Here is a 25,876-nt window from a genome sequence, read left to right on the forward strand (position 1 = left end):
GCTTTAGAAATCTCCTCCGCCGGAGTCACCAAAGTCCCCCTCACCTCCGAAATCTCCCCCTCCAAAGTCACCTCCCCCAAAACCTCCAGCGTCACCATGATCCATCGGTACTGCCCCATAATCATGAGACGAGAAGAGATTTCCCAATCCATAACCCATAATCGCGCCTAGACCACCCGCGATCCATGGATTCATGCCACTCCTCTGCTGGGGAAATGGTTGCTGCGGGTATGGACCTTGAGGACCATAGGGCGGCTGATAGGGTTGACCCTGCGGGCCGTACTGCGGCTGTTGAGGTGGAGGATACCCTGGACCATAACTCTGTTGCTGCTGAGAATATGGGCTATAAGGTTGCTGATAGGGCGGCTGGCTCTGCTGCATTGGTACCTCATATTGACTTTGAGGCTGATTATACTGTACCGAACCTGGGTTAGCATGCTCTCTGTTGCTCGCCCCTTGCTGATAGTAATCGGTATCATAGTTGCCAGGTCGCGTCGAGCGCACGCGTTCCGCCTCATATGCCGCCGCTGCTTCATCCGCGCGTGGCATGGTACCCGGATCAGAACGTGAGGTGTAACCAGCGTAGCCCTGCTCATATCCTCGCTCAAACGCATTAGCCTCTTTGGGTGGAGGCGTCCCACTACCTTGTTGAGCATATTCTCCAGATTGGTAGTAGCCTGTATCACTATATGGGTCTGTATACGTTGACTGCGGAGGCATCTGCTGTGGCATTTGGGGCGCGTTGGGATAACCATCTGGGATGCGCTGTGTCGTTTGCTCCGAAAGTGCGCGCGCGAAGAGTACCACAAGCATAATGACAAAGAATAGGAGCACTAAAGCCAAGAACATAACAAGCTCCTTGTAAAGATCAAGACCAGTCAGCCCCTTCGCTCAAGGCGGAACTAGCCAGAGTTGCTCTAAGCCTACGTTACATCGTGAGCAGACTGCCCACAACTTCTTCAGCTTAAACGTGCGTAGTAAATCCAATCTTACACGTTTGTGCGAGCCCATAAGTATCTCTTTATGAAGAATGACTTTCATCCTCTTTCATTATGCAGTCCATTATAAGCCGCGCAAATGAGAAGACACTGAAGCATAACTGAATCTACTCTGAAAAGAATTCAGGGAAGTGTCCAGAGAAATTATATTGTTCTGGACACTTCCCATATATAGATTTCACACAATATAACATATACGTTAGAGCCACACTCTCGTTCATTTTCAGGTCAAAAAATGAGAGATGTACGCGATCACGCACATCTCTCACACCTGTTCCTATTGAACACCATTGGCATGAAGTATTATTTTATTAGAGGCAACAGTTTACAAAGCATTTATACAAATCAATATTCTTTAGCTAACAGATCAGCAATCAGTTTGTAGCCCTTGTCATTGGGATGAATGTCAGGAGAACTGGCACACATCCAGGTCAAATTACAAAGGTGTGAATTGGGCGTCCTGACCCCACCAAAGGCTGAGTATACATCAACCAGCTTACCATACCCTCTAACATCATGCGAGAGATGCTCATTGAACACCTTAATATAGGCATTCGACTGAGGGCAAATATTCTGGAAGGGATTGTAGGCGTTAGTTACCAGAAGCTTGCCATGTGACTTCTTGAGGGCGCGTGAGAGTTGCGGCAAGATAACCGTTGTCAAGTTGGTATCTAACGTCTTCAGGCTTGCTGTAAAGCCTGCCTCATCAATCATACATGTAGCAGGATTGATCTTGGGAAGCAAATCATTAGCCCCAATGCTCAGCGTCACCACGGAGACTGGGCCCCAGTTGTTGATGTAATCCAGAGCCGCTGCAAGTTGTGACCCCTGATAGGGATACTTGCGCATTTCAGGATGTGGACATTCTCCATTGATCAGCGTGCTGGTTGTCTCACCAGGACACCCCTCATTGGCATAACTCATGATACCCTGACGCGTCACAGCATGAGCACGCGCAAAATAGTCCGCGTACCCATCTATGAAATCACCGTCTGGCTGAAAACCAAATGCCAGCGAATCGCCCAGGGCAAGATAATGTTTGCCAAAGGAAAATGAGAACTCCTGTTGAGGTGTTGAATGGGCCTCTACTCCATTGAATGGTGTCAATACAAGAAGCATAAAAGTGGCTAGAAGGGGAGCCAGTAAGAAACGACTGAGAGAGGCATGTGCCGTCCTTAACACGCAGTAACTCCTTCCATGAAATAAATGAGCATATTACATCTGCCACAATTGTAGCGGTTACACAATCTCTCAGTCTGTGACTTACCTCACACTCTCACTTCTCCCAACCAGGGACTCTCCGCATTACTACACTTCTGATGCCAACTTCTTTAGCTTTTCGTTCGCCAGAGCGATACCGAAGGCGTTATTAAACTCATTTGCCATAGTGAGAGCTTGCTGATAATAATCACGAGCCTGGTCGACTTGCTCGCGCTTGCTGGCGATATCGCCATAGGTGAGCAATCCCCAGATAGCATGGATCTGCAATCCCATTTCAGTAGCTAATTGTTCTGCTTGCTGGCAGTACTCCAGAGCACGCTTCAGGTCACCAAGATCCAGATAGACATCACTCACCAACAATTGGGCTGGCGGAAGACCACGTTTAAAGCCCATTTCTTCACGCAATTCCAATGAGCGAAGAGCATAGTGTAAGCGCTGCTCCCCCTCTGTATGATCTGTCAGGTGGCGTAATGCCTCGGATGCCGCCCATTTATTTCCGTGCTGTTCTGCTAATTCCAGAGCGCGCTGATAATAACTCTGGGCCTGCTCACTGTGACTCTCTCTATCGTAAGTCAAGCCCGTATAAAAGAGTGATTCAGAAAGTTTGAACAGATCACCAATCTGCTCGCTAAGTGCTGAAGCACGCTCTAAATATTCACGAGCCTCTCCATAATCACTTACGCCCACATACAAATTGCGATAGTAGTGGACTTGCCCTAGCAGATAGAGAGCTATCGCAAGCGCGGCTTTGTCCTGACTAGCTTCAGCCGCTTGCAGAGCCTGCCGCACTACTGAGGACATAATCTCTTCCATCTTATTAGTAAGGAAGTAGTAGTGTATCAGGAATTGCCCATATTTGAGCAGGAAGTATAACTTATCGCGCGATGCCGCCTCCGGGGCAGCAAGCCATTGCTCGCCTCCCTGGAACAGACGTAATGCCTCATCAATCCGACCCTGAAAGTAGTAAGCGTTGGCAATCTCGCTTATTGTCTGTAGAGAACTGGCATAGCGCTCGCTTAAAGCCTCTGAAGATAGGGACATTGCATAAACCTCATTTCTGACGTGCTTGTTTGAACTATGTTCGAAGTGTAGGGTCTGAAGCATTAAAACACATCACCTGAAAGGAGGATTGCAGTAGTCGGAGGATATAACTACAATAAATCTTGGGCTCGGGCCTGAGCAATAGCCTGGGTACGATTGTGAGCTTCTAGCTTCCCATAAATGTTCTTTAGATGCGTCTTCACTGTGTTTACTCCAATGACAAGAGCACTAGCGATCTCAGCATTGGAGTTACCAGCGGCAAGCAGGCATAGCACCTCTACTTCACGCGCACTCAACTCTTCGACAATGAGGGCAGAGTTATATAATGTAGGCTGCTCACACTCAGAGATAGAGAGAAGCCTTTTCAGGTATTTAAGTAAGCGAGAGCGCTCTTGCTGCTTCCCTGATTGATAAGTCCTGCACAACTGTTTGAGCAAGCGCAAGATACGAATACCTCCATCAAGAAACGAGCGCATATAGGCCTGTGGTTCAGCCAGGGCTATGGCCTCTGCCATAGCCTCTAAGGCCTGCTTCTTAGCACCCTGGGCTTCATAAGCACAAGCTAGACTCAAACAGATGGCAATCTTAAAACCTGATCGCTCTGTTCGCTCGGCTCTCTCTAAAAGGCAGCGCAAGATAGGTAGAGCGACTTCAGGCTCCTCACGTACAATGAAAGCCCTGGCCAATTGATGGTATTCTTCCTCATAGAGCGCATCTGGCTCCCTGGCAGGATCCAGGCCGCATTCCTGAGACCAGGTTAGCAGTGGCTCCTCATCGCCCAGCAAGGCGCTCAGGCGTGGGCGGATAAGTTCTAGCCAGGCAAGGCCACGTGTAAAAGTTACCTGTTGTGCCAGGCGCTCCGCTTCCTCGAAGAGAGTCCAGACTTGATTACGGTCTGCGTGCGCCTGCGCTACAAACATCAGGCCCACATACCCCAGAAGCCAGATCTTGACATCACCTCCACGCTGACCCAATCTTATTCCCTCACGCAAATAGCGCTCAGCAGCCTCCAAATCATTTCGCTCATAACACAACTCACCCAGGCCCAGATACATAAAGCCCACAGGAGGCAAATCCTCCTGCTTTATCTGTAGTGCGTACTCAAGGCCATCTTGATAGAGCCTGTGAGCCTGATGTAAACGCCCCTGATGGCTAAAGAGTATTGCCAGTGAACGGGTCGCTAGCATAGTCGCACGCAGGTTGCTACAAGCCTTGCTCAGATCAATAGCAGCGCGGTAGGCCTGCTCTGCTACCTTTGTCTCTCCTAGCACCTCTTTTGCCGTACCCAGGCCCAGAAGCACTTCACCACGTGTCAAGCTATTCTCCTCATCAAGCCATTGTAATGCCTGATGAGCAAGAACTACGCTCTGTTCAATTTGATCCTGGTAGATTGCCATACGCGCTCTAATGGCGACAATCTCACCATACAATGCCCTCTGTTCGCCCTCTTCTATTACACCGTTGCTCAATTCACGCTCAGCAGCATTGAGATAGCGCTCAATAGAGAGGGTATGCGTCGTGTGTAAGAGCGACCAGGCAATATAGATACAGAGGTGGGGTCGGCTATCGACAACCGCCGCAGGCAAAGCACTTACCCATGCTCCTAGAGTAATTACCTCATGCCTCATTAACATCTCTTTAGCCTGTGCCTCAATTAAACGAACTGCCAGGATATAATCACACGCTCGCAAAGCAGCCGCGATAGCCTCGCTCGGCATACCATTCGCCTCGTACCAATTGGAAGCACGTCTATGCAACATTGAGGATTGACCTGGATAGGTTTGCTCCAGACGATCGCGTAAGAAGACCGAGAAAAGCTGGTGATAGCGATACCAGCTATGTTGATCATCAAGCGGAATGAGAAAAAGGTTCTCACGCTCCAATTGTTGTAAGAGCTCTTGGCTCTTCTCACGCTCTATGACAGTGTCACATAGAGTTGCGTGTAAGCTCTCAAGTACAGAACTACGCAAGAGAAAATCGCGCACTTCTTCAGGCTGTCGGGCCAGAACTTCACTAGCAAGATACTCAAAACTTGTATGGTTGCTTCGCCAACCCAAAGCGACAGTTTCGTTATTTTGCGCCTCGCGTAAGGCGAGTGCAACCAGGGTAAGACCCGTCACCCATCCTTCGGTATGTACTAATAATTCCGAGAGATTTTCAGGATGTAGCGAACCACATCCCAGTGTTTTAAGTAACGCCTCTGCTTCTTGTGGTGCAAAACGCAGGTCATTGAAGTCCAGCTCAACCAATGCTCCACGCGCTCGCAATCCAGGCAAGGGCAATGACGGAATGGTGCGACTGGAAACAACTAGACATAACTGTTGTGGCGCGTGGGCCAACAGAAAGGTCACGCTATCATACACTGGTTGACTGGTCAGTACATGATAATCGTCAAGCACAAGCACCACCTTGCCAGGCAAAGTCGCCAGAGCGTTTATTAAGAGCACCAAGAACCCTTCTATTGTCTCGACCTGAAGAATAGGAAGTTGGTTGCGCAGGTGATCGGCAAAGCCCGGAGAACACTTTTGTAGCGCCGCAAGCACATAACTCCAGAAACGCGCCAACTCGTTGTCATTTTCATCTAGCGTCACCCAGGCCACTGAGCATGTCAGCTCACGCACCCATGCATTTAGCAACGTTGTCTTTCCTGAGCCCGCCGGACCTGTAATCAGAATCAATTTACGATCAGTAGATGCATGCAGAGAGACAATTAAACGGGATCGAGCAATCATCGAGGAAGGAAGGAATGGAGGAATAATTTTCGTCGCCAAGAGCAGATGTTGATCAGGCGCGCTAACAATAGGTTGTGCCGTCGCTGACGTCCTCTGGAGCTGAATAGCAATCTCGGCAAGGCGTAAAAATGTCAATTCATCTGTCTTACCAAGGTAGGCACTCCGCAAAACTCCATGCCGCCGCCGATAGGCATACCAATACCAGCCCGCCGCGCGCTGTTCCTTGCGCGCGGTAAAGTTGCCGTCCTGAGATCGAAAACTGAAGACGCGATGTTCCTGTAACCACACAAACCATTCTGGAGAGCCAACCATTATTGTTAGAGCACCATCATGCACATCCTGAATATGCAATAACTCTTGCTCAACTCTGGGCGTCATACGAGACATCAATACTCACCTCTCAGGTAGACAAAGTTACACAAACACCCTTTTCAAATCACTCACTTAACCACACCTAGACTCATTTCGTTTCTTCAATTGATCACACTTCTCATCGAGGCTCTAAGGAAAAACAGGCTACGGAATAGCATTTGCTAGATACATTAGCGATAATTAACATACAAGGATCAAAGAAAAGGGGTTATACTCATGATTATCCTGGTTAATGGCTCTTTCGCGTCAGGTAAAACCACCACCGCCAACTTGCTCGTTGAACGACTCTATCATAGCATGCTCTATGATCCTGAGATTGTGGGTACAGGTCTGGCATACATCGTCAAACCAATCGAAACCTTTACCGATTTTCAAGATTTGACCGCATGGAGACCCCTTGTCATAGAGACCGCGCGTATCCTCAAGCGTGTTTATGGACGTACACTAGTCATTCCCATGACTCTCTGGCATCGCCCCTATTTTGAGGAGATCATTTCAGGTCTGCGTGAAATTGATCCATGTGTCTATCACTTCTGTCTCACCGCCCGTAAAGAGATATTGCACCAGCGTTTAACAAAACGCTCACAGGAGCACACACAAGAAACGCTGAAATGGATTGAAGAACGCTTTGACCGCTGTATAGAGGCCTTCGCATCCCCAGCCTTCGCCACGCAAATTGCCACGGATGAAATGAGCCCAACAGAGATTGTTGAAGAAATCATTAACCAGATCAATACTTAGCACCTTCAAATCACCAGCTTACCGGCAATAGCACTCAACGAGCAAGCTCAAAAGAAAAACACTTAACCCCAATCATAAACTATAAGAAATAGAATAGGGTTGGAGATAGAAAAGTGTGAGCGATTCCATCTCCAGCCCTGAGTGTCTACGATCTATCGCTATGTTTAGCACATAACCCTATGAGCGAGCGAGGTGCTCGAAGAGATCAATATCCTGGCGTATGATATCCAGGCTAGAGCGCCAGAAATCCTCGCTGCGAATATTGATACCAAAGCGTTGGGCGAGTTCCGCAGCGCTCGCCATGCCTGTTGAAGAGAGCAGATCATCATAGCTCTGCTTGAACTCTTCTGGCTGTCGCTGATAACGCGCGTAGAGTCCTAGGCCAAAGAGCAAGCCAAACATATATGGATAATTATAGTACGAACGACCCGTGCTATAGTAATGCCCCTTGACTGCCCACATATAGGGATGCAGAGTCGCTTCATCTAAGCCATCACCATAGGTCTGGCGCTGTGAATCAAGCATCAGCTCATTTAGCTCATCAACTGAGAGCTCACGCTGCTGGCGCTTCTCGAAGACCCCCTGCTCAAAGAGGAAGCGGCTGGTAATATCCACAACGACCTGGCACGAACTCTGAAGGGAGGCTTCGAGAAGCGCGATCTGCTCCGAGGCTTCCACTTGACTCAGAGCCGCATGACGCACAATCGTCTCACAGAAGATGCTTGCTGTCTCCGCTAACGTCATCGGATGCATACGCTGTAGCGGCGTTCTTCCCGCCATGTTCATGTTGTGGTAGCCATGACCCAACTCATGCGCGAGCGTGCTCATTCCACCAAAAGCGGGCTTAAAGTTAGCAAGAATACGCGATTCATCGGCACGCAAACCAGCGCAGTACGCGCCATCACGCTTGCCCGATCGCGGCTCCGCATCGATCCAGTTCTCGCGGAAGGCTCGCGCGGCATAATCTGAGAGACGTTGAGAATAACTTCCAAATTGCTCGACGATAAAGCTAGCAGCCTCATCGAACTCCCATACTTTACTCTCTTTGGCAACTGGTGCGGAGAGGTCATACCAGGCTAGCTTCTCTACACCCAGTAGCTGCGCCTTGGTACGCAGATAGCGGCGAAAATCAGGGAAGGAAGCGTGTGCAGCCGCGAACATGGCGTTCAGCGTCTCGCGATCAATACTGTTATCGAAGAGCGAGGCTGCCAATGGCGTCTCCCAGTTGCGACGACGCGAGATCACATTGACTTCATTCTTGATGCTGTTCAGGGCAGCAGCTAAAGGCACCGCATTACGCTTCCAGGCGTCCAACTCAGCCTCATACGCGCGACGGCGCAGATCACGATCCTCGCTATAAGCCATATTACGAATAGCGCTCATAGGATAATCGCGCGTCTCACCATCCACTTCCAGAGCAACACTTAGCTGCGAACAGATATTGCCATGCAAGCGACTCCACGCTGAGCCACCACTCGCGTTCAACTCGGAAGCCAGATTTTCCTCAGTAGGCGACATCAAGTGCTGAGCCTGCTCGCGGGCAGTCCGTAGAGGATAAGCATGCTCTCGCGCCACACTGGAAGCGGTTATCAGAGCTTCAACATCCAGCGAACCAACCCAGGCCGTGAAGCGAATACCCAATTGCGATAATTGAATCAGGCCACGTTGGAACTCGCTATAGCGCGCCTGCGCCAGATTATCTTGCGAGTTAGTATTCACAAAGCAACCAATGTACACAGACATGGTTCGCACCTGATTCAAGACCGCGTTATAACGATCTACCAGCCACTCAAAGTTTTGGACGAATTCGTTATCAAGCGTGGGCGGTGTTGGCGTCGCACCTATCTGGTCCTTATCAAAAAGCACACTAAGCTCTTTGATGTCACCTAGAATCTGGCTCAACCCCTGCTCAAACTCCGGGGAATCCAATCCTGGAAAAACAACGGACATATCCCAATGTGGCAAGCGTGCAGTCGTTGACACGAAACTCTCTCTTTCGTCATGGAAACAATAAAACTAGAACGTCTTCACCAACTCCTCAAAGCGGTCAATATCCTTGCGCAGGTTGTCCAGGCTGGAACACCAGAACTCCTTGGTACGGATATCAATGCCAAAGCGAGCAGCCAGAGTTGCAGCATCGACCATACCTGTTAAGGAAAGCAAGTCATCATATCCTTGCTTAAAGCCTTCTGGATCTTGTTGATAACGCGTATAAAGGCCCAGGCCAAAGAGCAAACCAAACATATAGGGGTAATTGTAGTAAGGGTAGTCACTGTTATAGTAATGACCCTTCACCGCCCACATGTAGGGATGCAACGCAGCCTCATCCAGACCATCACCATAAGTCAGACGTTGCGTATCAAGCATTAATTCCTTTAGCTCATCGACTGAGAGTTCACGCTGCTGGCGCTTCTCGAAGACCCCCTGCTCAAAGAGGAAGCGACTGGTGATATCAACCACGATCATGCAAGAGTTCTGCAACGAAGAAGCCAGAATAGCCAACTGCTCTTGCTTGCTAGCATTCTTCAAAGCGGCATTACGGATAATCGTCTCACAAAAGATGCTCGCGGTCTCTGCCAGTGTCATTGGAGAGCCACTCTGTAAGGTTGTGCGATCACGCATATTCAAGTTATGGTAGGCATGCCCAAGCTCATGTGCCAGCGTGCTCACACTATCATATGATGGCGAATAGTTCGCCAACACACGCGACTCGCCAGGGCGAAGCCCTGCGCAGTACGCGCCATCAATCTTGCCTGGGCGAGGCTCAGCATCAATCCAGCGCTCGTTAAATGCTTGTTCAGCCAATCCCGCCAGCCGAGGAGAATAGCTACCAAATTGCTCGATGATAAAGAGTTGAGCCTCCTCAAAGGACCAACTCTTCTCACTCTGGCCTATTGGGGCCTGGAGGTCATACCAGGCTAATTTTTGCAAACCGAGCGCCCGCGCTTTTGCCTTGAGGTAACGCCGCATATCTGGAAAAGACTCACGCGCCGCCTCCAGCATTGCCTCTAATGTCTGCTGATCAATGCTGTTCAGAAATAACGTTGCCTCCAACGCTGACGACCAACCACGCTTACGCGCCAGAACATTCGTCTCATTTTTGATGCTATTCAGCGAGGCAGCCAACGGAACAGCCACGCGTTCCCACGCCGCAAGCTCGGCCTCGTAGGCACACTTACGCATATTGCGATCAGGTGAATATCCCATATTGCGCACAGCACTGATGGGATACTCTTTTGTAACACCATCCACATCCAATGAGACCTTCAACTGTGAGGTCATATTACCATGCAGTCGTCCCCAGGCCATACCACTGCTGATATTAAGTTCCGAGGCCAACATCTCTTCAGCGGAAGACATCAAATGACGGGCTCGAAATTGCGCCCGGCGCAGCATATGTTCATGATGGCGTGCCAGTCCTGAACGCGCAAGAAGAGCATCCACATCCATAGAGCCTACCCAGGCTGTAAAGCGAGTTCCAAGTTGAGTGAGCAAAACATACACATTCATCAGCTCGCTCAATTTGGCCTGAGCAAGTGTGTCTTCCGAGTTGGTATCTACGAAGCAAGAAATATAAGTGTAGAGCGTTTCGATATGCTCCAACACCTCGTTATAGCGTGCGATAACCTCCTCAAACGCGGTTACCAGCGCATCATCAACCGTCAGAGCAGTGTGTTCTGCGACATGGTGTTGATCAAAAAGCGCACTCAGTGAATCTACCGCACGAATATTCGCGGCGAATCCTTGCTCAAACTCAGGCGCTTCCATGTCAGGATAGATTACAGTCATATCCCAACGAGGTAATTCTTGCGTGGTCAACATCTGTTATAAGACCCTTTCTCTCTTGACTGACACACCCTCCACTCCCTTACCAGGTATGAAACCATTATTAGGCACTATTGTACCATAGCAGGTCGCTGTGCAGGCTGAAGCTCTATACCTACATATTGGGGCGCTGCGCAGGCTGAAACTCTGTGCCTATATGTACGAGGAGCCCAAATCCTCCGAGTGCCGTTGTAACGTAATGTCGCATTGAACATGCTAGTTGACGAATATAGATAACAATCCGAAGTGTAGAAGAAATTCTTTAAGAAGCTGAGCAACAATAACATGGAGCAAGACTTCATAACATTTTATAATCTACCAGACATTTTTACCTGGCTTCAATGTAATATGGGAGTAACACGTAAATAAGAAATAGAAAAAGCGCATGGGCAGAGTGCCCATGCGCTTTTTCTGGAGAGGTTATTTCTGTTCCTCAACCTTCTTTTCAGGGTTGAAGTTAAGTGAAACTGAGTTGATACAGTAGCGTAAACCAGTTGTGTCGCGTGGGCCATCATCAAAAACATGACCCAGGTGCGAACCGCAGTTCTTGCACAGCACTTCTATACGATGCATACCAAACGAATTATCCTCATGAAACTCAACAGTATCTTTGCTCATGGGATCATCAAAGCTCGGCCAACCACAACCTGAATCAAACTTGGCGTCTGAAGAGAACAGCGAATTTCCACAGGCGGCACATTCGTACAATCCCTTCTCATGATTGTGGTATAGGGAACCGCTAAAGGGGCGCTCAGTGCCCTTCTGACGCAACACATGATATTGCTCAGGGGTCAGTTTCTCTCGCCAGAATGACTCCGGCTGATTGCGCATATCGCTACCCATAAAGACTCTCCTTTATCATGATACTTCGTGTCTTTACACGCCTTCTTTCAAACATATAATAATACTTCAAGGTATACAAACCAAGCATATTGTAATTGATACTCTTGTAAAATTGCATCAGGTAACTAAAGAGGGTTCTTCTGAAACGTTTCAGGAGAAGTTTAAGCATCGATGTGACACGCATTCCACTGCCAACAGCATTAGCAAAACAATCCGAGCGGAGTTTTGCCTACATCCCACCAAAATTCCTACATATCCTCCACTGATATAAACAATACTTCGAATACAAAAATTTCAGACGTCTCTTTATATAAGAGTAAAAGGGTATGGTACTTCAGGCCCAAAAAGCCCATAAGAGTTGAGGAAATAAAAAAGAGTATATAAAGTCATTCAAAGAAGCAAGTTCGAACTATTGCATACATCCTGTTCGTTAGCTCGGATCAGAATTGTCCTCTTTCCGCAACACTGCCGGCAGCAGCGAGAGGGCACGGATCTCGTCGCGGAGTATGTTGTTAATTGTTTGAAAATACAGGAGACTCAAAATGAATCTAGAGCAGATCAAGTATCGAACCTGCCCGAATGATGACGAAGATGGAATATTGCTCGTTGATCTGGATGAAGACATGCCTGCCACCGATGAAGACGGTGACCTTCAGTACTATTGCCCTGGCTGCCACAGCACCTTCTCATCAGATGAGGATGACGACTAAGGCGCCTTCATAATAGTGCAAAAATATCTTGTCCTTAAAGGAGAATATCTATACATTCCCTTCTCCCGACACTTTGGAATGCCACGGCCCCCTACCGGCTCATCCGTGGCATTCTTTTATCTCTACGCCATACACATCTTTTAAATCTTCCAAAATACAAAAAAGAGTTCGCGATGTCGCGCTGCGACCTCGGAACCCTCTTGTCTCCTCGAACCAACTCAATCATGTTTCCCTCAATTTTGCTGAGCCACGCTCCTGCCTGCCTCCCACACGTGCGCCTCTCCCTTCACAGCAGTCCATGAGAACCACTCCCACACAGGGATCACACACACATACACACGTTGGTGGCAACAAGCCGTACGATCATTAGTACTGCTCCGCTTCGCCTGTTACCAGTCGTCCACGCGCAGCCTATCTACCAGGTCTTCTTCCTGGGATCTTGACCTACTCCGAAGAATAGGTGGGACAAGTCGTCTTGGGGTCGGCTTCGCGCTTAGATGCTTTCAGCGCTTCTCCTTTCTTGACGTAGCTACCCAGCTCTGGGGGAGGCCCCCAACTGGCACACCAGCGGTCAAGCCATCTCGGTCCTCTCGTACTGAAGATGACTCCCCTCACTTCTCCTACGCCCACGACGGATAGAGACCGAACTGTCTCGCGACGTTCTGAACCCAGCTCGCGTGCCGCTTTCATGGGCGAACAGCCCAACCCTTGGGACCTACTCCAGCCCCAGGATGCGACGAGCCGACATCGAGGTGCCAAACCTTGCCGTCGATGTGAACTCTTGGGCAAGATAAGCCTGTTATCCCCGGGGTAGCTTTTATCCGTTGAGCCACACTCCTTCCACTCGGGAATGTGGGATCACTAAGCCCGACTTTCGTCCCTGCTCGGCGCGTCTGCCTCGCAGTCAAGCTCCCTTGTGCCTTTACACTCTTGAGAGGGTGATGTCCATCCACCCTGAGGGAACCTTTGGGCGCCTCCGTTACTCTTTGGGAGGCGACCGCCCCAGTCAAACTACCCATCTGGCCCTGTTCACGCTCCGGCTCACGGATGCGTGTGAGACACAAACCATGGTGAGAGTGGTATTTCACTGCTGCCTCCTCCGCCCCCACAAGGGCGAAATCCTCGGCTCCCACCTATCCTACGCACACCATACTTCGTTTCCAGGCCAAACTGTAGTAAAGCTCCACGGGGTCTTTTTGTCCTGTCGTGGGTAACCCGTATCTTCACGGGTACTTCAATTTCGCCGAGTCCTCTGTCGAGACAGTGCCCAAGTCGTTTCTCCTTTCGTGCGGGTCGGAACTTACCCGACAAGGAATTTCGCTACCTTAGGACCGTTATAGTTACGGCCGCCGTTCACCGGGGCTTAGATTCGTGGCTACGCTCACCACTCCTCGTAACCTTCCGGCACTGGGCAGGAGTCAGCCCCTATACTTCCGCTCTCGCGTTCGCAGAGACCTGTGTTTTTGGTAAACAGTCGCTTGGGCCTCGTTTTTGCAGCCTTCTCACCACCTCTTGTCTTACCAAGAGACAGCTACTCAGGCCCCCCTTCTTCCGAAGGTACGGGGTCAATTTGCCGAGTTCCTTAACAGAGGGTCGCTCGATCACCTGGGGAGAGTTCCCCCTGCCTACCTGTGTCGGTTTGCGGTACGGGCGCACAGTCTTCTGGCGAGAGGCTTTTCTTGGCGGCCTGGGCTCCGATGACTTCCGCACCCTCGCGGGCGCTCGGCCCAGCAGTCACGCTTTCGCAACCGGGATTTGCCTCGGTCACGCGCTTCTGGCTGGGCACCGGTCCTGTCCATTCGACCGGCTCACCTTCCCTACCGCGTCCCCCCATTGCTCCATCACGAAGCTGTGCGGTGCAGGAATCTCTGACCTGCTTTCCATCGCCTACGGCTTAACGCCCTCGGCTTAGGTCCCGACTCACCCTGGGACGATTGACGTTGCCCAGGAACCCTCAGGCATTCGGTGTATCTGGTTCTCGCAGATATTGCGCTACTCATTCCGGCATTCTCACTTCCTGCCGCTCCACCAGTCCTTGCGATCTGGCTTCTCTGCCACAGGAACGCTCCCCTACCATCTCTAGCTGAGCTAGAGATCCATGGCTTCGGGACGATGCTTGAGCCTCGGTACGTTGTCGGTGCCATTGCACTCGACCAGTGAGCTATTACGCACTCTTTAAATGATGGCTGCTTCTAAGCCAACATCCTGGCTGTTTGGGCGCATTGACCCCCTTTGACACTGAGCATCGATTTTGAGCCCTTAGCCGATGGTCTGGGCTGTTTCCCTTTTGACGACGAAGCTTAGCCCCCGCCGTCTCACTCACCCGCATCCTGTCCTGGCATTCGGAGTTTGGTTAGGGTTGGTAACCCGCACAGGGCCCCTAGCCTACTCAGTGCTCTACCTCCAGGATAGTTCTCTCGGGTGGCTGTACCTCAATACATTTCGGGGAGAACCAGCTATCTCCGTGTTCGATTAGCATTTCACCCCTATCCACAAGTCATCCCCCAGTTTTGCAACACTGGTGGGTTCGAGCCTCGACGGACTGTTACATCCGCTTCACTCTGCTCATGGATAGCTCACACGGTTTCGGGTCGCATCGCCGCTACACGCACGCCTTATTCAGACTCGGTTGCCCTCTGGCTCCCCAGCTTTAGCGCTGGTTAACCCGCAACGTGCGATGCACTCGCCGGATCATTCTACAAAAGGCACGCCATCAGCCCTTACTTCCTCATGGAAGAGTGGCCTCTGACTGCTGGTGAGTACGTGGTTTCAGGGTCTCTTTCATCCCCCTCTCGGGGTCCTTTTCACCTTTCCCTCACGGTACTTGTTCGCTATCGGTCGCTGAAGCTCTTTAGCCTTGGAGGGTGGTCCCCCCAGCTTCCCACAAGATTGCACGTGTCTCGTGGTACTCAGGATCCTTCCCACCGTACTGCCCCCGACCTCTACGGGACTCTCACCCCCTCTGGTGGCACGTTCCAATGCCTTCAAGTAAGGTCAGTATGGTGTTGATGGAAGTCCTACAACCCCGCCACGTCCGAGGACGTGATGGTTTGGGCTAGGTCCCGGTTCGCTCGCCACTACTACGGGAATCTCGGTTGATTTCTCTTGCGCAGGCTACTGAGATGTTTCAGTTCGCCCACGATCCTCCACACCGTCTATGTGTTCAACGGTGGGTCTCCAGACATAACTCTGGAGGGGTTGCCCCATTGGGAATCTCAGGGATCATAGCTTGGATGCAGCTCCCCCTGAACGTTTCGCCGGTCTCCGCGTCCTTCATCGGACTTCAGCGCCAAGGCATCCACCTCGTACTCTCTGTCGCTTGTTCTGCCTTGCCGTTTTCTTCGCCGAATGTGAAGAATTGTTGTTAGTGTGTATCTACCCTTTGTTGTTGGGATTCGGTCTTCATGTTCACTGTCAGCGATCAGCGCTCGCGCAGGTCGCTCGCTTCTCGCTCCCGAAAGAGCTCGAAGAAAGCAGCAGGCACAGCGTGCTCGCTCAGCAAAATTGAAGGAAACATGTTCGGTTGTTCAAGGTGCTCGGGTGAGACTCGCATATCCCTCACGAAGAGGGACGACGAAGCGCTCAACCGCTCAAGAGTGGAAGCAGCTTTCAACATCAGCACCACAGGTTCCTGTTCGACCTGGGATGGTTCCTCGCGCTGTGGCGAGAAACAACTCTCCCTAGAAAGGAGGTGATCCAGCCGCACCTTCCGGTACAGCTACCTTGTTACGACTTCACCCCAATCACCGACCCCACCCTCGACGCCTGCCTCCCAAAGGGTTAGCCTGGCGGCTTCAGGTGTTGCCGACTTTCGTGGTGTGACGGGCGGTGTGTACAAGACCCGGGAACGTATTCACCGTAGTGTGCTGACCTACGGTTACTAGCAACTCCTCCTTCATGCAGGCGAGTTTCAGCCTGCAATCTGAACTGAGACCGGCTTTCTGAGCTTGGCTCCCCCTCGCGGGTTCGCTTCCCTTTGTCTCCGGCCATTGTAGCGTGTGTGTCGCCCAGGTCGTAAGGGCCGTGCTGACTTGACGTCATCCCCGCCTTCCTCCCTTTCGGGCAGTCCCACCTGAAACATATAACAGGCAGTAGGGGTTGCGCTCGTTGCGGGACTTAACCCAACATCTCACGACACGAGCTGACGACAGCCATGCAGCACCTGTGTGAACGCTCCGAAGAGCACAGTGCATTACCACTGCTTCGTCCACATGTCAAGACCTGGTAAGGTTCTTCGCGTTGCATCGAATTAAACCACACGCTCCGCTGCTTGTGCGGGTCCCCGTCAATTCCTTTGAGTTTTAATCTTGCGACCGTACTCCCCAGGCGGACCACTTATTGTGTTTACTTCGACACGGAGGGGGTCGATACCCCCCACATCTAGTGGTCATCGTTTACGGCCAGGACTACCGGGGTATCTAATCCCGTTCGCTCCCCTGGCTTTCGCACCTGAGCGTCAGGTACTTCCCAGGACACTGCCTTCGCCTTTGGTGTTCCTCCGGATCTCTACGCATTTCACCACTCCACCCGGAATTCCGTGTCCCTCTGAAGTCCTCAAGTCCCACAGTTTCCGTTCGCCTCTCCCGGTTGAGCCAGGAGCTGTCAGAACAGACTTACAGGACCGCCTGCGTGCCCTTTACGCCCAGTAACTCCGGACAACGCTCGCCCCCTACGTATTACCGCGGCTGCTGGCACGTAGTTAGCCGGGGCTTCTTCCTGAGGTACCGTCCGTTCTCGTCCCTCAGAAAAGCAGTTTACACTCCGAAAAGCGTCTTCCTGCACGCGGCGTTGCTCGTTCAGGGTTGCCCCCATTGACGAAAATTCCTCACTGCTGCCCCCCGTAGGAGTCTGGGCCGTTCTCAATCCCAGTGTGGCTGACCATCCTCTCAGACCAGCTACTGATCGTCGCCTTGGTGAGCTTTTACCTCACCAACCAGCTAATCAGGCGCAGGCCCATCCTCAGGCGTCCCGAAGGACTTTCCTTCTTGCGAAGGATATGCGGTATTGTCGGCGATTTCTCGCCGGTATTCCTCACCTGGGGGTAGGTACCCACGTGTTCCTCACCCGTCCGCCACTCCCTTGTTGCCAAGGGCGTTCGACTTGCATGTGTTAGGCACGCCGCCAGCGTTTATCCTGAGCCAGGATCAAACTCGCCATTCAAGTTGTGAATGTATCTCGACTCACCTCACGCGGAGATGAGCGAAGGTGTAAATGAGTTTGCGTCCAGGCTGAAAGAAGTGCTTGGCTTCTTTGTTTGCTTGTTCGCAGAATTGACAGGATTGTGTGCCTTCCTCTCATGGCTCCCTTGCGAGAGCGCTGGAAGAAGGGCCAATGTCCATCTGCATTCCACTCTTGAGTTGTTCAGGTACGTCTTGTGAGTCCTCGACGCTCGGAAGCGTCGCCCCCGCCGACCGCTGTGGGTCTGGCGTGTCATCCGGGAGATTCGTTCGTCCTCGCCGGTGACAGGTGTCATTATCGCATAGGCTTTGCGCTTTGTCAAGCCTTTTTCTCAGGAGTTTTTCGGTTTCTCGAAAAGTTCTTTTCGGAACTCTTGCGAAGAGATCGCTCCTCCTGAGGCTCACGGTGGTGAGCTCGATCCGCAGCTCTTGTGGAGCGAGGGTCATTATCCCACAGCCTCCTATCCCTGTCAATATGTGGATTCCTGGTAGGACCACGGTACTGTTTCATAACAATACCGCTCGCTCACGCGCATTCCCTCTACCTTTAGAATAGCAGTAAGGTATAGCAGAAAGGCCTCTATATACAGAGGCCTTTCTGCTATACCTTACTGCTACAAATCAGCGAGCTTGACCAGTTGCTTGCCAAAGTTCTCACCTTTCAGCATTCCAATGAAAGCCTTTGGCGCGTTTTCCAGCCCTTCCGCGATACTCTCACGATATTTCAAGCGACCGGACTTGTATAGCTGTGCCAATTCCTTATTTGCTTGCGGCCAGAGATCCATATGTTCGCCCACAATAAAGCCTTGCAGCTTGACACGGCTGATCAGGAAAGCGTCAAAGTGGCGCAGAGCGTATGGTTGGTCCACATTATATTGCGAGACAAATCCACAGAGGGGAATACGGGCATGGGGATTGAGTTGCGGGAGAACCGTGTCAAGTATCTCGCCGCCTACATTCTCGAAGTCGATATCGATACCATTTGGAGCCGCTTTAAGGAGGTTCTCTTTAAGATTACCAGCCTTATAATCTACACAGGCGTCAAAGCCAAGCTCATCGACCACATAATCACATTTAACCTTGCCTCCAGCAATGCCTACAGCGCGACATCCCTTCTCCTTCGCTAGTTGGCCAACAACGCTGCCAACGGCTCCAGAGGCAGCGGATACAACAACCGTCTCTCCTGCTTTAGGCTCGCCTATCATATTCAAGCCTACCCAGGCTGTAGTACCTGGCATACCCAGTACTCCCAGGTAAGCGGACAAAGAAACATCAGACGTTGGTATCTTGAGCAAGCCACGACCATGTGAGAGGCCATATAGCTGCCACCCAAAATAACCCAAGACAATATCGCCTACTTTGAAGTCGGGACTCTTTGATTCAACAACAACCCCGATTGTCCCACCAACCATGACATCACTGATCCGCATCGCTTCAGCATACGATTTTCCTTCATTCATACGACCACGCATATACGGATCAAGTGAGAGATACAGATTTTTGACCAGTACTTCACCATCGCTTACTTGAGGTATGTCACTCTCAACAATCTTAAAATTACTCTCTTGCACCCAACCTTCTGGTCTACTTGCTAGCAATACCTGCTTATTCTTGCCGTTCATCCTTTCATTAACCTTTCTAATGTGTATATAGTACAGAGAGATTCTAGCCTCTGTATTCGCTGCTTTACATTAGATATGGTTCCAGGTAGCTTCACTTTCCTCACCCAATAAATAGAAGGGAGCTAATAAACACTTTATCACCTTCATGTAAACGCGACTATACGCCGCGATAGCCACAGAAAGAGGTACTACAATATGAAAGTAGCTTTCACTACACTCGCCTGCCCTTCATGGAACCTTGCGCAAATTATTGCAGCAGCCCAGCAGTTCGGTTATGACGGCATTGAACTGCGCCTGCTTGATGGTGATGTAATGGAATATCATCGAGATCGTGAGAAGATCGTGAACGCGGTCAATCTCATTCGCGAGAATGGGCTAGAAGTCTGCGCGTTTGATACGTCATGCACTCTCAATCAGGCAACCAAGCAGGGGCAACAAGAGCAGGTGGAATCTATGCGCTCCTGGATACAGCTCGCAAGCGAGCTACAGGTTCCTGTTATTCGCGTATTCGGTGGTGTAAACCAATCAGGTTCTGAGACTGAGCCTTCAGAGGAAGAAGTACATATTTGGATGGCGGGCGAGCTTAACGCTGTCGCTGAAGAGGCGCAGCAGGCGGGGGTGGTTGTTGCCTTAGAGACACATGATGCCTTTTCCTCGGCTTACCGGGTAGCGCGCCTTCTTGATAAGGTCAACAAACCAGCAGTAGGTGCCCTTTGGGATGGCATGCATACTTACCGCGCAGGTGAGCCAGATGAGGAGGTCTCGCGCGTTCTCGGTTCGCGCATCATGCATTATCATGTAAAGGATGCTACACACCTGGCTGATGGTAAGTGGGAATTCAACCTGCTTGGTGAGGGAGAAATTCCAGTTGACAATCAGCTCTTGCAGCTTGCGCAACTTGGCTATGATGGCTGGGTTTCGGTAGAGTGGGAGAAGAAATGGCATCCAGAAATCGCCGAGCCTGAAGTGGTGCTACCACAATACGCGGCCTGGTTAAAGACATATCTTCCCACACTCAAGGAATCTCTCAGTTCTCAGGCGGAGACCTATCAAGATCATAAACCGGAATAAAATGTGAGTGGTGGCTGCGTGGGCTACACTCCACTAAATGCCGCGAAGCCACCATCGACAGGCACAACGATCCCTGTCACAAAGGACGCTGAGGGACTTACTAACCAAAGAAGCGTGCCCGCCAGATCCTCCGGTGTTCCGTAGCGCCCGGCGGGAGTATGAGCCAGAATAGCTTTACCTCGCGCGGTCTGCCCACCATTGACGTCCGTGAGCAGAAAACGGTTCTGCTCAGTCAGGAAAAAGCCGGGCGCGATGGCATTGACCCGTATATGCGTGTTGTACTCCTGTGCCATATGCGAGGCCAACCATTGCGTGAAGTTGTTGATGGCGGCCTTCGCCGCGCCATAGGAGACAACACGTGTGAGAGGGCGCAAAGAAGCCATTGATGAGATATTCACAATGCTTCCATGGCCCTGTTTCGCCATTACTCCACCGAAAACCTGGCAGGGGAGCAGTGTTCCCTGAAAATTAAGACCAAAAACGGTATTCACGGCCTGCTCATCCAGTTCAAAAAAGCTTCGTTCCTGAGAGACGGTGGCTGCTGCCTGATTACCACCAGCCCCATTGACAAGGATATCGATAGTGCCATAGCGCTGCAATATTTGATCGCGCGCACGCTCAAGGTCAGCTTTGTTGGTCACGTCGCAAGAGATCGCTATCGCCTCTCCGCCACTGGATTGAATACTGCTCACAACCTCTTCACATGCCTCCAGGCGTCGACCAATGACAACAACCCGTGCGCCAGCTTGAGCCAGAGTACGTGCCATTTCGCTACCCAGTACCCCACTTCCACCAGTCACAATCGCAATCTGCCCAGTAATCGCGAATAAAGATAGAATCTGTGACATTAAAACACCTCTCCAGTTCTGATTTTCTTCTCTGGAGTATAATCGATAAGCGAAAATGGAAGCAAGCGATCATCACTCTTCGCGCAAGCGAGAGCCACAGTTAGAGCAGTATTTAAAGTGATCTGGACAAAACTCGCCACAATTAACGCAGGGCAGACCTTTCCCCTCGTCGTTGAGGAGAAGTTGACGTGCCTCTTCTACTCCAGCATATTTGCCTTGAGTCTCTCTACGTAATTTAGCCTTCTGTATAACCTCCTCTGACAATTGCGTATATTTCTCCTCACTCATTAGCTCTTTAAGGATTCCACATGCCAGTCCTTCACCTTCACGCAAGATACTCAGCAGGAGATGTTCGGTACCAATAAAAGCATGCCCCAGACGCTTCGCTTCATCGACACTCAATTTGATGACCTTTTTTGCCCTGGTGGTCAAACCAACTTTGTTCAAGTCACTTTGAGACTCGCTATTAATGCCCTTCACAAGCTCATACACCTGTTCATAGCTAACTCTCTGCTCACGCAAGGCTAGCGCGGCAATTCCCTCTCCTTCTTTCAACATGCCCAATAGGAGATGCTCAGTACCAACATAATTGAGCTCTAATTCAAGGGACTCCTCGTAAGCAAGGCTGATGACTTTGAGGGCACGCTTTGTGAAATTGAAACGATCCCCCTGACCTGCTCCACCTAATATCTTTCGCAAGAAGCCAGAGAAGCGCCCGGGGAGGTTATTTCCCTCCTCTCTGGCAGGGAGCCTCTGCCTCTGAAGATAACCTTCCAGGTCAGATTCCGTGAAACGAAATTCATTACCAATACGATAGGCCGTGATCTCCTGCCGGTTTACTAATCGGCGAATCGTGACAACATCAACCTTTAAGATTTCCGCCAATTCATCAGAGGTTAATAGTGGTTTCATGACTTCCCTCACTCTCAAGTAACATCATATTACTATAAAATATTTTGTACTACTATACAGTAATTAACATTACCAAAAGCGATTTGTCAATACTTTAGAAGATATAATAAGATGAAGCCCGATCTGTAGCATTCAACCTCATAATCGTGGTAAAATTTCCCTATGTTTACACTCGAGCAACTTAACGAAATACATGATCGTCTCGGCACCATAGAGGATTTCTCTCAATACGTGCGAGCACTTCAATTGTTAGGTGTTGAAAAATATGACTCATATCTCGCTGATGGGCATTCGGAATTTTTCAGCAAGGAGGGATATAAGGTTGTCTCCCCTTCCGTCCACGACATGCTTCAGATTAGCGATATCAGCGATAGAGAGAAAGCTCAAGAACACCTTGACCTTCATAACCAGGGAAAAACAAGCTATCTGGAAATGTCCAAAGGACTGGCGGATAGCGGTATAGAGAAATGGACTGTGGATACAAGCAGCATGACGTTTGCTTGCTATGATAAACAAGGGAACATATTGCTGACAGAGGATGTAGACAGCAACTAACCTATTCTTGTGCTAGATAAGAAGGACTACAAGGCTAGATAAGCACGTACCTGTTCCGCTACAAGTTTGAGTTCATGTATAAGGACAGTTCGGGCCTGTACGCTGTGCGACCACATATTTCTTAAGAGAGGTTCTAGTATATAGATAGCAGTGAAGAGGCTTAGACGCTTCTCATGCTGTTCAGGGAGAACACGAATTTGAGTATAACCGCTAAAAAAGGCTTCGCGTAATATCTCCTCACTGGCACGTCCACACAGTGAATATAATGCCACAGCCATATCATAGAGATAATACCCAAACTGACATTTTTCAAAGTCGATGGCACGCACCTCGTCTTTGTAGAAAAGGTAATTCGAGGGTTGAAAATCGCTGTGGATCAATCCATAGTGCGCCTTATTGGTTGTCAATTGAGCAAACATTTCCTCCATTTGCTCAAAGAGAGTGGTGAAGGTCGCAGCCTCACGCGCTGAAAGTCCTAGATCTCCTGCAATCTCGGTAAGCTCGGGCTTTATAAGCTCTTGCCAATCCCAGCGAGGGCGCGTGAAATCAGATGGAAGCATGTAGTTTTCCGCGTGCTGGTGTAAGCGCGCCATAAACATTCCAGCACGCTCCATGCGACTCACGTTCAATAGAGATTCTGAGAAACGCCCTTCGACCCAGCGAAAAAGGCCACAGCGAGGAGTTTCGGGGATATCTTCAATCTCAACCTGTATTAACAGGGAACCAGTTCGCGTTGCAACTGGTTCCGGCACTACCAATTCGGTATCGCGCCTCAACGCGAGCAGCCAGCGCATTTCAGATAAGATAGATTCTGTACTTACCTCATCCCCATACAGCCGCAGTGTATAGCGTCCCTTTTCAATATGTACATTCAAGCTATCCTCATCTGAGGCGATACGTCGTTGAGCCATAACTTGAAACAAAGTATCCGCGCCGGAGTTGAGCAGGCTTAGACGCGCATTACCAATATCAAAGTAGGTGAGGGCCGCTTCCGCCAGTTCTCGCAAACGTCTGATCTGCCCATTGTAGCTTAACCCAGAAATCGCAATCTCCATCCACCTTTACCCATACAAACTGATTGAACGCACTTTCCGATCTTACATATATTATCATACGATTGGCCCATAGCGAGCGCGAACAGCCAATTTTGCTACTGATCTGATGTGATACCATAAACATAAGTACAGTCTTTCGCGAAACCACCCCACTCCAAAGGGCATGGTCGCCTCTGTCAAAAAGCAGAATGAAATCATTTTCAATGAGTATGCCGCAAGCAATGAACTAGATGGAGCCATAGAATGTCTAGTGTAACATTCCAACTAGCCACTCCTACCGATCTTGAGACCATTATTTTCTTTATGCAACAATTCTACGCAATGTATAGCTATCAACTAAGCGAGAGGAAACGAGAAGTAGTTGACCACTTACTTCGGACACCTGCGTACGGTCGTATATGGTTGATCCAATACAACCAGCAGCCAGTTGGTTATGTCATTCTTACCTTTGGCTATAGCATTGAGTTCTATGGGCGAGACGCGCTGGTTGATGAGCTATATATTAGTGATGATGCGAGGGGAAAGAAGGTAGGGACTCAGACGCTCGCCTTTCTCGAAAAGGCCTGCCAGGAAATGGGTATTCGCGCTCTACATCTTGAAGTCGAGTATGATAACGAGGTTGGACAACACTTATACCGCAAAGCTGGTTTTGCAGAGCATAAGCGTCACTTTATGACCCGCTGGCTTCCTGCGTAAGAAGGTAAGGGTACCAGGTAATTTGGCCCTCTGGGGCGCGTTGTCATATGATATTGAGAGGATTTAGCACATGCAACCAGCGTCTTTCATAAAGGAATAACCATAAATTTATGCTTAAAGCCATTATTTTTGATTTTGATGGACTTGTCATTGATACTGAGATGCCCGATTTCCTCTCATGGCAGGAGATTTATCAAGAACATAATGCCCCCTTCGCCCTCGAAGACTGGCTACCACTGGTAGGTACTGGACCAGGCACTAGCCCTTTTAATATCTTTGATCACTTTGAGGAGAAGAGTGGGAAGACCTTCGACCGTGAGGCCATACGCCAGCAGCGCATTAAACGCCACCTGGAACTTATAGCCAATCAGCCAATCCTGCCTGGGGTGGAGGATCTGATACATGAGGCTAAGAGAAACGGGCTTCTGCTCGCTGTCGCCTCAAGTTCCCCCCGCTCCTGGGTAGCGGGACATCTCAAAGAGCGTGACCTTTTAAGCTACTTTGATGCTATTGCCTGCGGTGACGAGGTACGGCATGCCAAGCCCAGACCCGATGTCTACCAGTCCGCATTAGCACAACTTGGGGTAGAGCCTCATGAAGCTATCGCATTGGAAGACTCTCTCAACGGTATGCGAGCCGCTCTCGCGGCTGGTATTTTCTGTGTTGCTGTCCCCAATCCCCTTACCAGCCATTTCGACTTCTCTGAAGCCAGTCTACGCCTGACCTCGCTCACAGAACTTTCCCTTGCTAACATCCACGCTCTTATTGAGCGTGCCGGGACAAGCACATCCGAAACACATTAGTAAAAGAAATAAAGAGAGCCAGAGTCCAGATTTTCGGAATTTGGCTCTCTTTGTGCCAGCCTTCAGAGGCGCATAGCCCTGTATACATCTTGTGCTCTGTACCCATTCGCATTTTCAGATTGTGATAGCATTTATACTGTAGCTTAAAGTGAGTATTTGGTGACTAGTGGTTGGAGGGGTTAATATCCATGTACATACTCGAAAACATGAAGGCGCTCGTTAATCTACCTGTGCTTACCTGCTTTTTGCTTCTAGTAATTACGCCACTTGCTCTGAGCTATCGATACCTCTTTCGTCTAAAGACTCACTCGTATCAAATCCCAGTGCATCCTCACAAAATGCTCTATGGCATCCTCATAGGGTTGGTTATAAGTAATAGTGCAGCCTTCTCCCTGGACCGCTATCTGGGATCGGATAGCGCCTTCTCCAATCACCCAATGCTCGTGCTATTCTTGCTCTTCCTCATTGACCTCCCCTTCTTGTTCCTGCTATTTGATTCTTTCGCGATCTACCACGCCTCCAAACGAAACACACAGGTTGACATAGCAGACGAGATCACACAACACTTACAGCAACATCGGGCTAATCCTGTATTCGCAGCGGACTCTGAGACTTTGCCCTTCCCAAGAGGAAATATATAGCGCATTCAAGGGT

At 50.1% G+C, this 25,876-nt stretch carries 18 protein-coding genes, 2 rRNA genes and 2 pseudogenes; 7 read left to right on the plus strand and 15 right to left on the minus strand.

Annotated elements, in window-relative coordinates:
• Window positions 1–3: 3 nt before the first annotated feature.
• The 4 genes from K3T82_RS22240 to K3T82_RS22255 form a co-directional block, all read right to left on the minus strand.
• Window positions 4–849, minus strand: coding sequence for a hypothetical protein (locus K3T82_RS22240; RefSeq protein WP_220195746.1), 846 nt, complete (start codon window positions 847–849; stop codon window positions 4–6).
• Window positions 850–1,343: 494 nt separating this feature from the next.
• Window positions 1,344–2,180 (minus strand): SGNH/GDSL hydrolase family protein, encoded by an 837-nt coding sequence (locus tag K3T82_RS22245; protein ID WP_220195747.1) that lies wholly within the window; start codon window positions 2,178–2,180, stop codon window positions 1,344–1,346.
• A 126-nt stretch (window positions 2,181–2,306) separates the two neighbouring features.
• Window positions 2,307–3,260: a tetratricopeptide repeat protein gene (locus K3T82_RS22250; RefSeq protein WP_220195748.1), complete on the minus strand. Its 954-nt coding sequence runs from the start codon at window positions 3,258–3,260 to the stop codon at window positions 2,307–2,309.
• Window positions 3,261–3,370: 110 nt separating this feature from the next.
• On the minus strand, window positions 3,371–6,379 hold the full coding sequence (locus tag K3T82_RS22255; protein ID WP_220195749.1) for a winged helix-turn-helix domain-containing protein: 3,009 nt from the start codon (window positions 6,377–6,379) through the stop codon (window positions 3,371–3,373).
• A gap of 201 nt (window positions 6,380–6,580) precedes the next feature.
• Between K3T82_RS22255 and K3T82_RS22260 the strand changes: the two genes are divergently transcribed.
• The gene (locus K3T82_RS22260) at window positions 6,581–7,105 is read left to right on the plus strand and encodes an AAA family ATPase (protein ID WP_220195750.1); all 525 of its coding nucleotides are present in this window, start codon (window positions 6,581–6,583) and stop codon (window positions 7,103–7,105) included.
• A gap of 177 nt (window positions 7,106–7,282) precedes the next feature.
• Here K3T82_RS22260 and K3T82_RS22265 read toward each other — a convergent pair whose 3' ends face one another.
• From K3T82_RS22265 to msrB, 3 genes are all read right to left on the minus strand, one after another.
• Window positions 7,283–9,088 carry a M3 family oligoendopeptidase gene (locus K3T82_RS22265; protein WP_220195751.1) on the minus strand — a complete coding sequence of 602 codons (1,806 nt, stop codon included), beginning with the start codon at window positions 9,086–9,088 and terminating at the stop codon, window positions 7,283–7,285.
• A 33-nt stretch (window positions 9,089–9,121) separates the two neighbouring features.
• Window positions 9,122–10,927, minus strand: a complete 1,806-nt coding sequence (locus K3T82_RS22270) for a M3 family oligoendopeptidase (RefSeq protein ID WP_220195752.1) — start codon at window positions 10,925–10,927, stop codon at window positions 9,122–9,124.
• A 423-nt stretch (window positions 10,928–11,350) separates the two neighbouring features.
• Window positions 11,351–11,773, minus strand: a complete 423-nt coding sequence (gene msrB, locus K3T82_RS22275) for a peptide-methionine (R)-S-oxide reductase MsrB (RefSeq protein ID WP_220195753.1) — start codon at window positions 11,771–11,773, stop codon at window positions 11,351–11,353.
• 542 nt (window positions 11,774–12,315) lie between these two features.
• On the opposite strand from msrB, the gene K3T82_RS22280 reads away from it, so the two are divergent.
• On the plus strand, window positions 12,316–12,483 hold the full coding sequence (locus K3T82_RS22280; RefSeq protein WP_220195754.1) for a hypothetical protein: 168 nt from the start codon (window positions 12,316–12,318) through the stop codon (window positions 12,481–12,483).
• Between the two features lie 346 nt (window positions 12,484–12,829).
• On the opposite strand, the gene K3T82_RS22285 is transcribed toward K3T82_RS22280, so the two are convergent.
• From K3T82_RS22285 to K3T82_RS22300, 4 genes are all read right to left on the minus strand, one after another.
• Window positions 12,830–15,808, minus strand: a 23S ribosomal RNA gene (locus K3T82_RS22285).
• 96 nt (window positions 15,809–15,904) lie between these two features.
• The gene (locus tag K3T82_RS22290; RefSeq protein WP_220195755.1) at window positions 15,905–16,099 is read right to left on the minus strand and encodes a hypothetical protein; all 195 of its coding nucleotides are present in this window, start codon (window positions 16,097–16,099) and stop codon (window positions 15,905–15,907) included.
• A 68-nt stretch (window positions 16,100–16,167) separates the two neighbouring features.
• Window positions 16,168–17,643: ribosomal RNA gene (locus K3T82_RS22295) — 16S ribosomal RNA — on the minus strand.
• The 16S and 23S rRNA genes sit together here, the layout of an rRNA operon.
• A 631-nt stretch (window positions 17,644–18,274) precedes the next feature.
• Window positions 18,275–19,282 (minus strand): NADP-dependent oxidoreductase, encoded by a 1,008-nt coding sequence (locus tag K3T82_RS22300; protein ID WP_220195756.1) that lies wholly within the window; start codon window positions 19,280–19,282, stop codon window positions 18,275–18,277.
• Window positions 19,283–19,477: 195 nt separating this feature from the next.
• Here K3T82_RS22300 and K3T82_RS22305 point away from each other — a divergent pair, with 195 nt between their 5' ends.
• Window positions 19,478–20,353, plus strand: coding sequence for a sugar phosphate isomerase/epimerase family protein (locus K3T82_RS22305; RefSeq protein ID WP_220195757.1), 876 nt, complete (start codon window positions 19,478–19,480; stop codon window positions 20,351–20,353).
• A gap of 23 nt (window positions 20,354–20,376) precedes the next feature.
• On the opposite strand, the gene K3T82_RS22310 is transcribed toward K3T82_RS22305, so the two are convergent.
• The 3 genes and pseudogenes from K3T82_RS22310 to K3T82_RS50885 all read right to left on the minus strand — a co-directional run.
• Complete coding sequence (locus K3T82_RS22310) at window positions 20,377–21,201, minus strand: SDR family oxidoreductase (protein ID WP_220195758.1); 825 nt, start codon at window positions 21,199–21,201, stop codon at window positions 20,377–20,379.
• 288 nt (window positions 21,202–21,489) lie between these two features.
• Window positions 21,490–21,900, minus strand: a pseudogene (locus K3T82_RS50880) (Clp protease N-terminal domain-containing protein); the annotation flags it as partial.
• A 63-nt stretch (window positions 21,901–21,963) separates the two neighbouring features.
• Window positions 21,964–22,113, minus strand: a pseudogene (locus tag K3T82_RS50885) (helix-turn-helix domain-containing protein); the annotation flags it as partial.
• Window positions 22,114–22,275: 162 nt separating this feature from the next.
• On the opposite strand from K3T82_RS50885, the gene K3T82_RS22320 reads away from it, so the two are divergent.
• Window positions 22,276–22,668, plus strand: coding sequence for a DUF1398 domain-containing protein (locus K3T82_RS22320; protein ID WP_220195760.1), 393 nt, complete (start codon window positions 22,276–22,278; stop codon window positions 22,666–22,668).
• Between the two features lie 26 nt (window positions 22,669–22,694).
• On the opposite strand, the gene K3T82_RS22325 is transcribed toward K3T82_RS22320, so the two are convergent.
• Window positions 22,695–23,723: a phosphotransferase enzyme family protein gene (locus tag K3T82_RS22325; RefSeq protein WP_220195761.1), complete on the minus strand. Its 1,029-nt coding sequence runs from the start codon at window positions 23,721–23,723 to the stop codon at window positions 22,695–22,697.
• Between the two features lie 243 nt (window positions 23,724–23,966).
• Here K3T82_RS22325 and K3T82_RS22330 point away from each other — a divergent pair, with 243 nt between their 5' ends.
• The 3 genes from K3T82_RS22330 to K3T82_RS22340 all read left to right on the plus strand — a co-directional run bounded on the left by K3T82_RS22330 (window position 23,967) and on the right by K3T82_RS22340 (window position 25,863).
• Window positions 23,967–24,419, plus strand: coding sequence for a GNAT family N-acetyltransferase (locus K3T82_RS22330; RefSeq protein WP_220195762.1), 453 nt, complete (start codon window positions 23,967–23,969; stop codon window positions 24,417–24,419).
• Between the two features lie 110 nt (window positions 24,420–24,529).
• A complete protein-coding gene (locus K3T82_RS22335; RefSeq protein WP_220195763.1) occupies window positions 24,530–25,222 on the plus strand; it encodes an HAD family hydrolase in 693 nt (230 codons plus the stop codon).
• 188 nt (window positions 25,223–25,410) lie between these two features.
• Window positions 25,411–25,863 carry a hypothetical protein gene (locus tag K3T82_RS22340; protein ID WP_220195764.1) on the plus strand — a complete coding sequence of 151 codons (453 nt, stop codon included), beginning with the start codon at window positions 25,411–25,413 and terminating at the stop codon, window positions 25,861–25,863.
• Window positions 25,864–25,876 lie beyond the last annotated feature (13 nt).

Origin of the sequence: Ktedonospora formicarum (assembly GCF_016587355.1) — a bacterium.
GTDB classification, from domain to species: domain Bacteria; phylum Chloroflexota; class Ktedonobacteria; order Ktedonobacterales; family Ktedonobacteraceae; genus Ktedonobacter; species Ktedonobacter formicarum.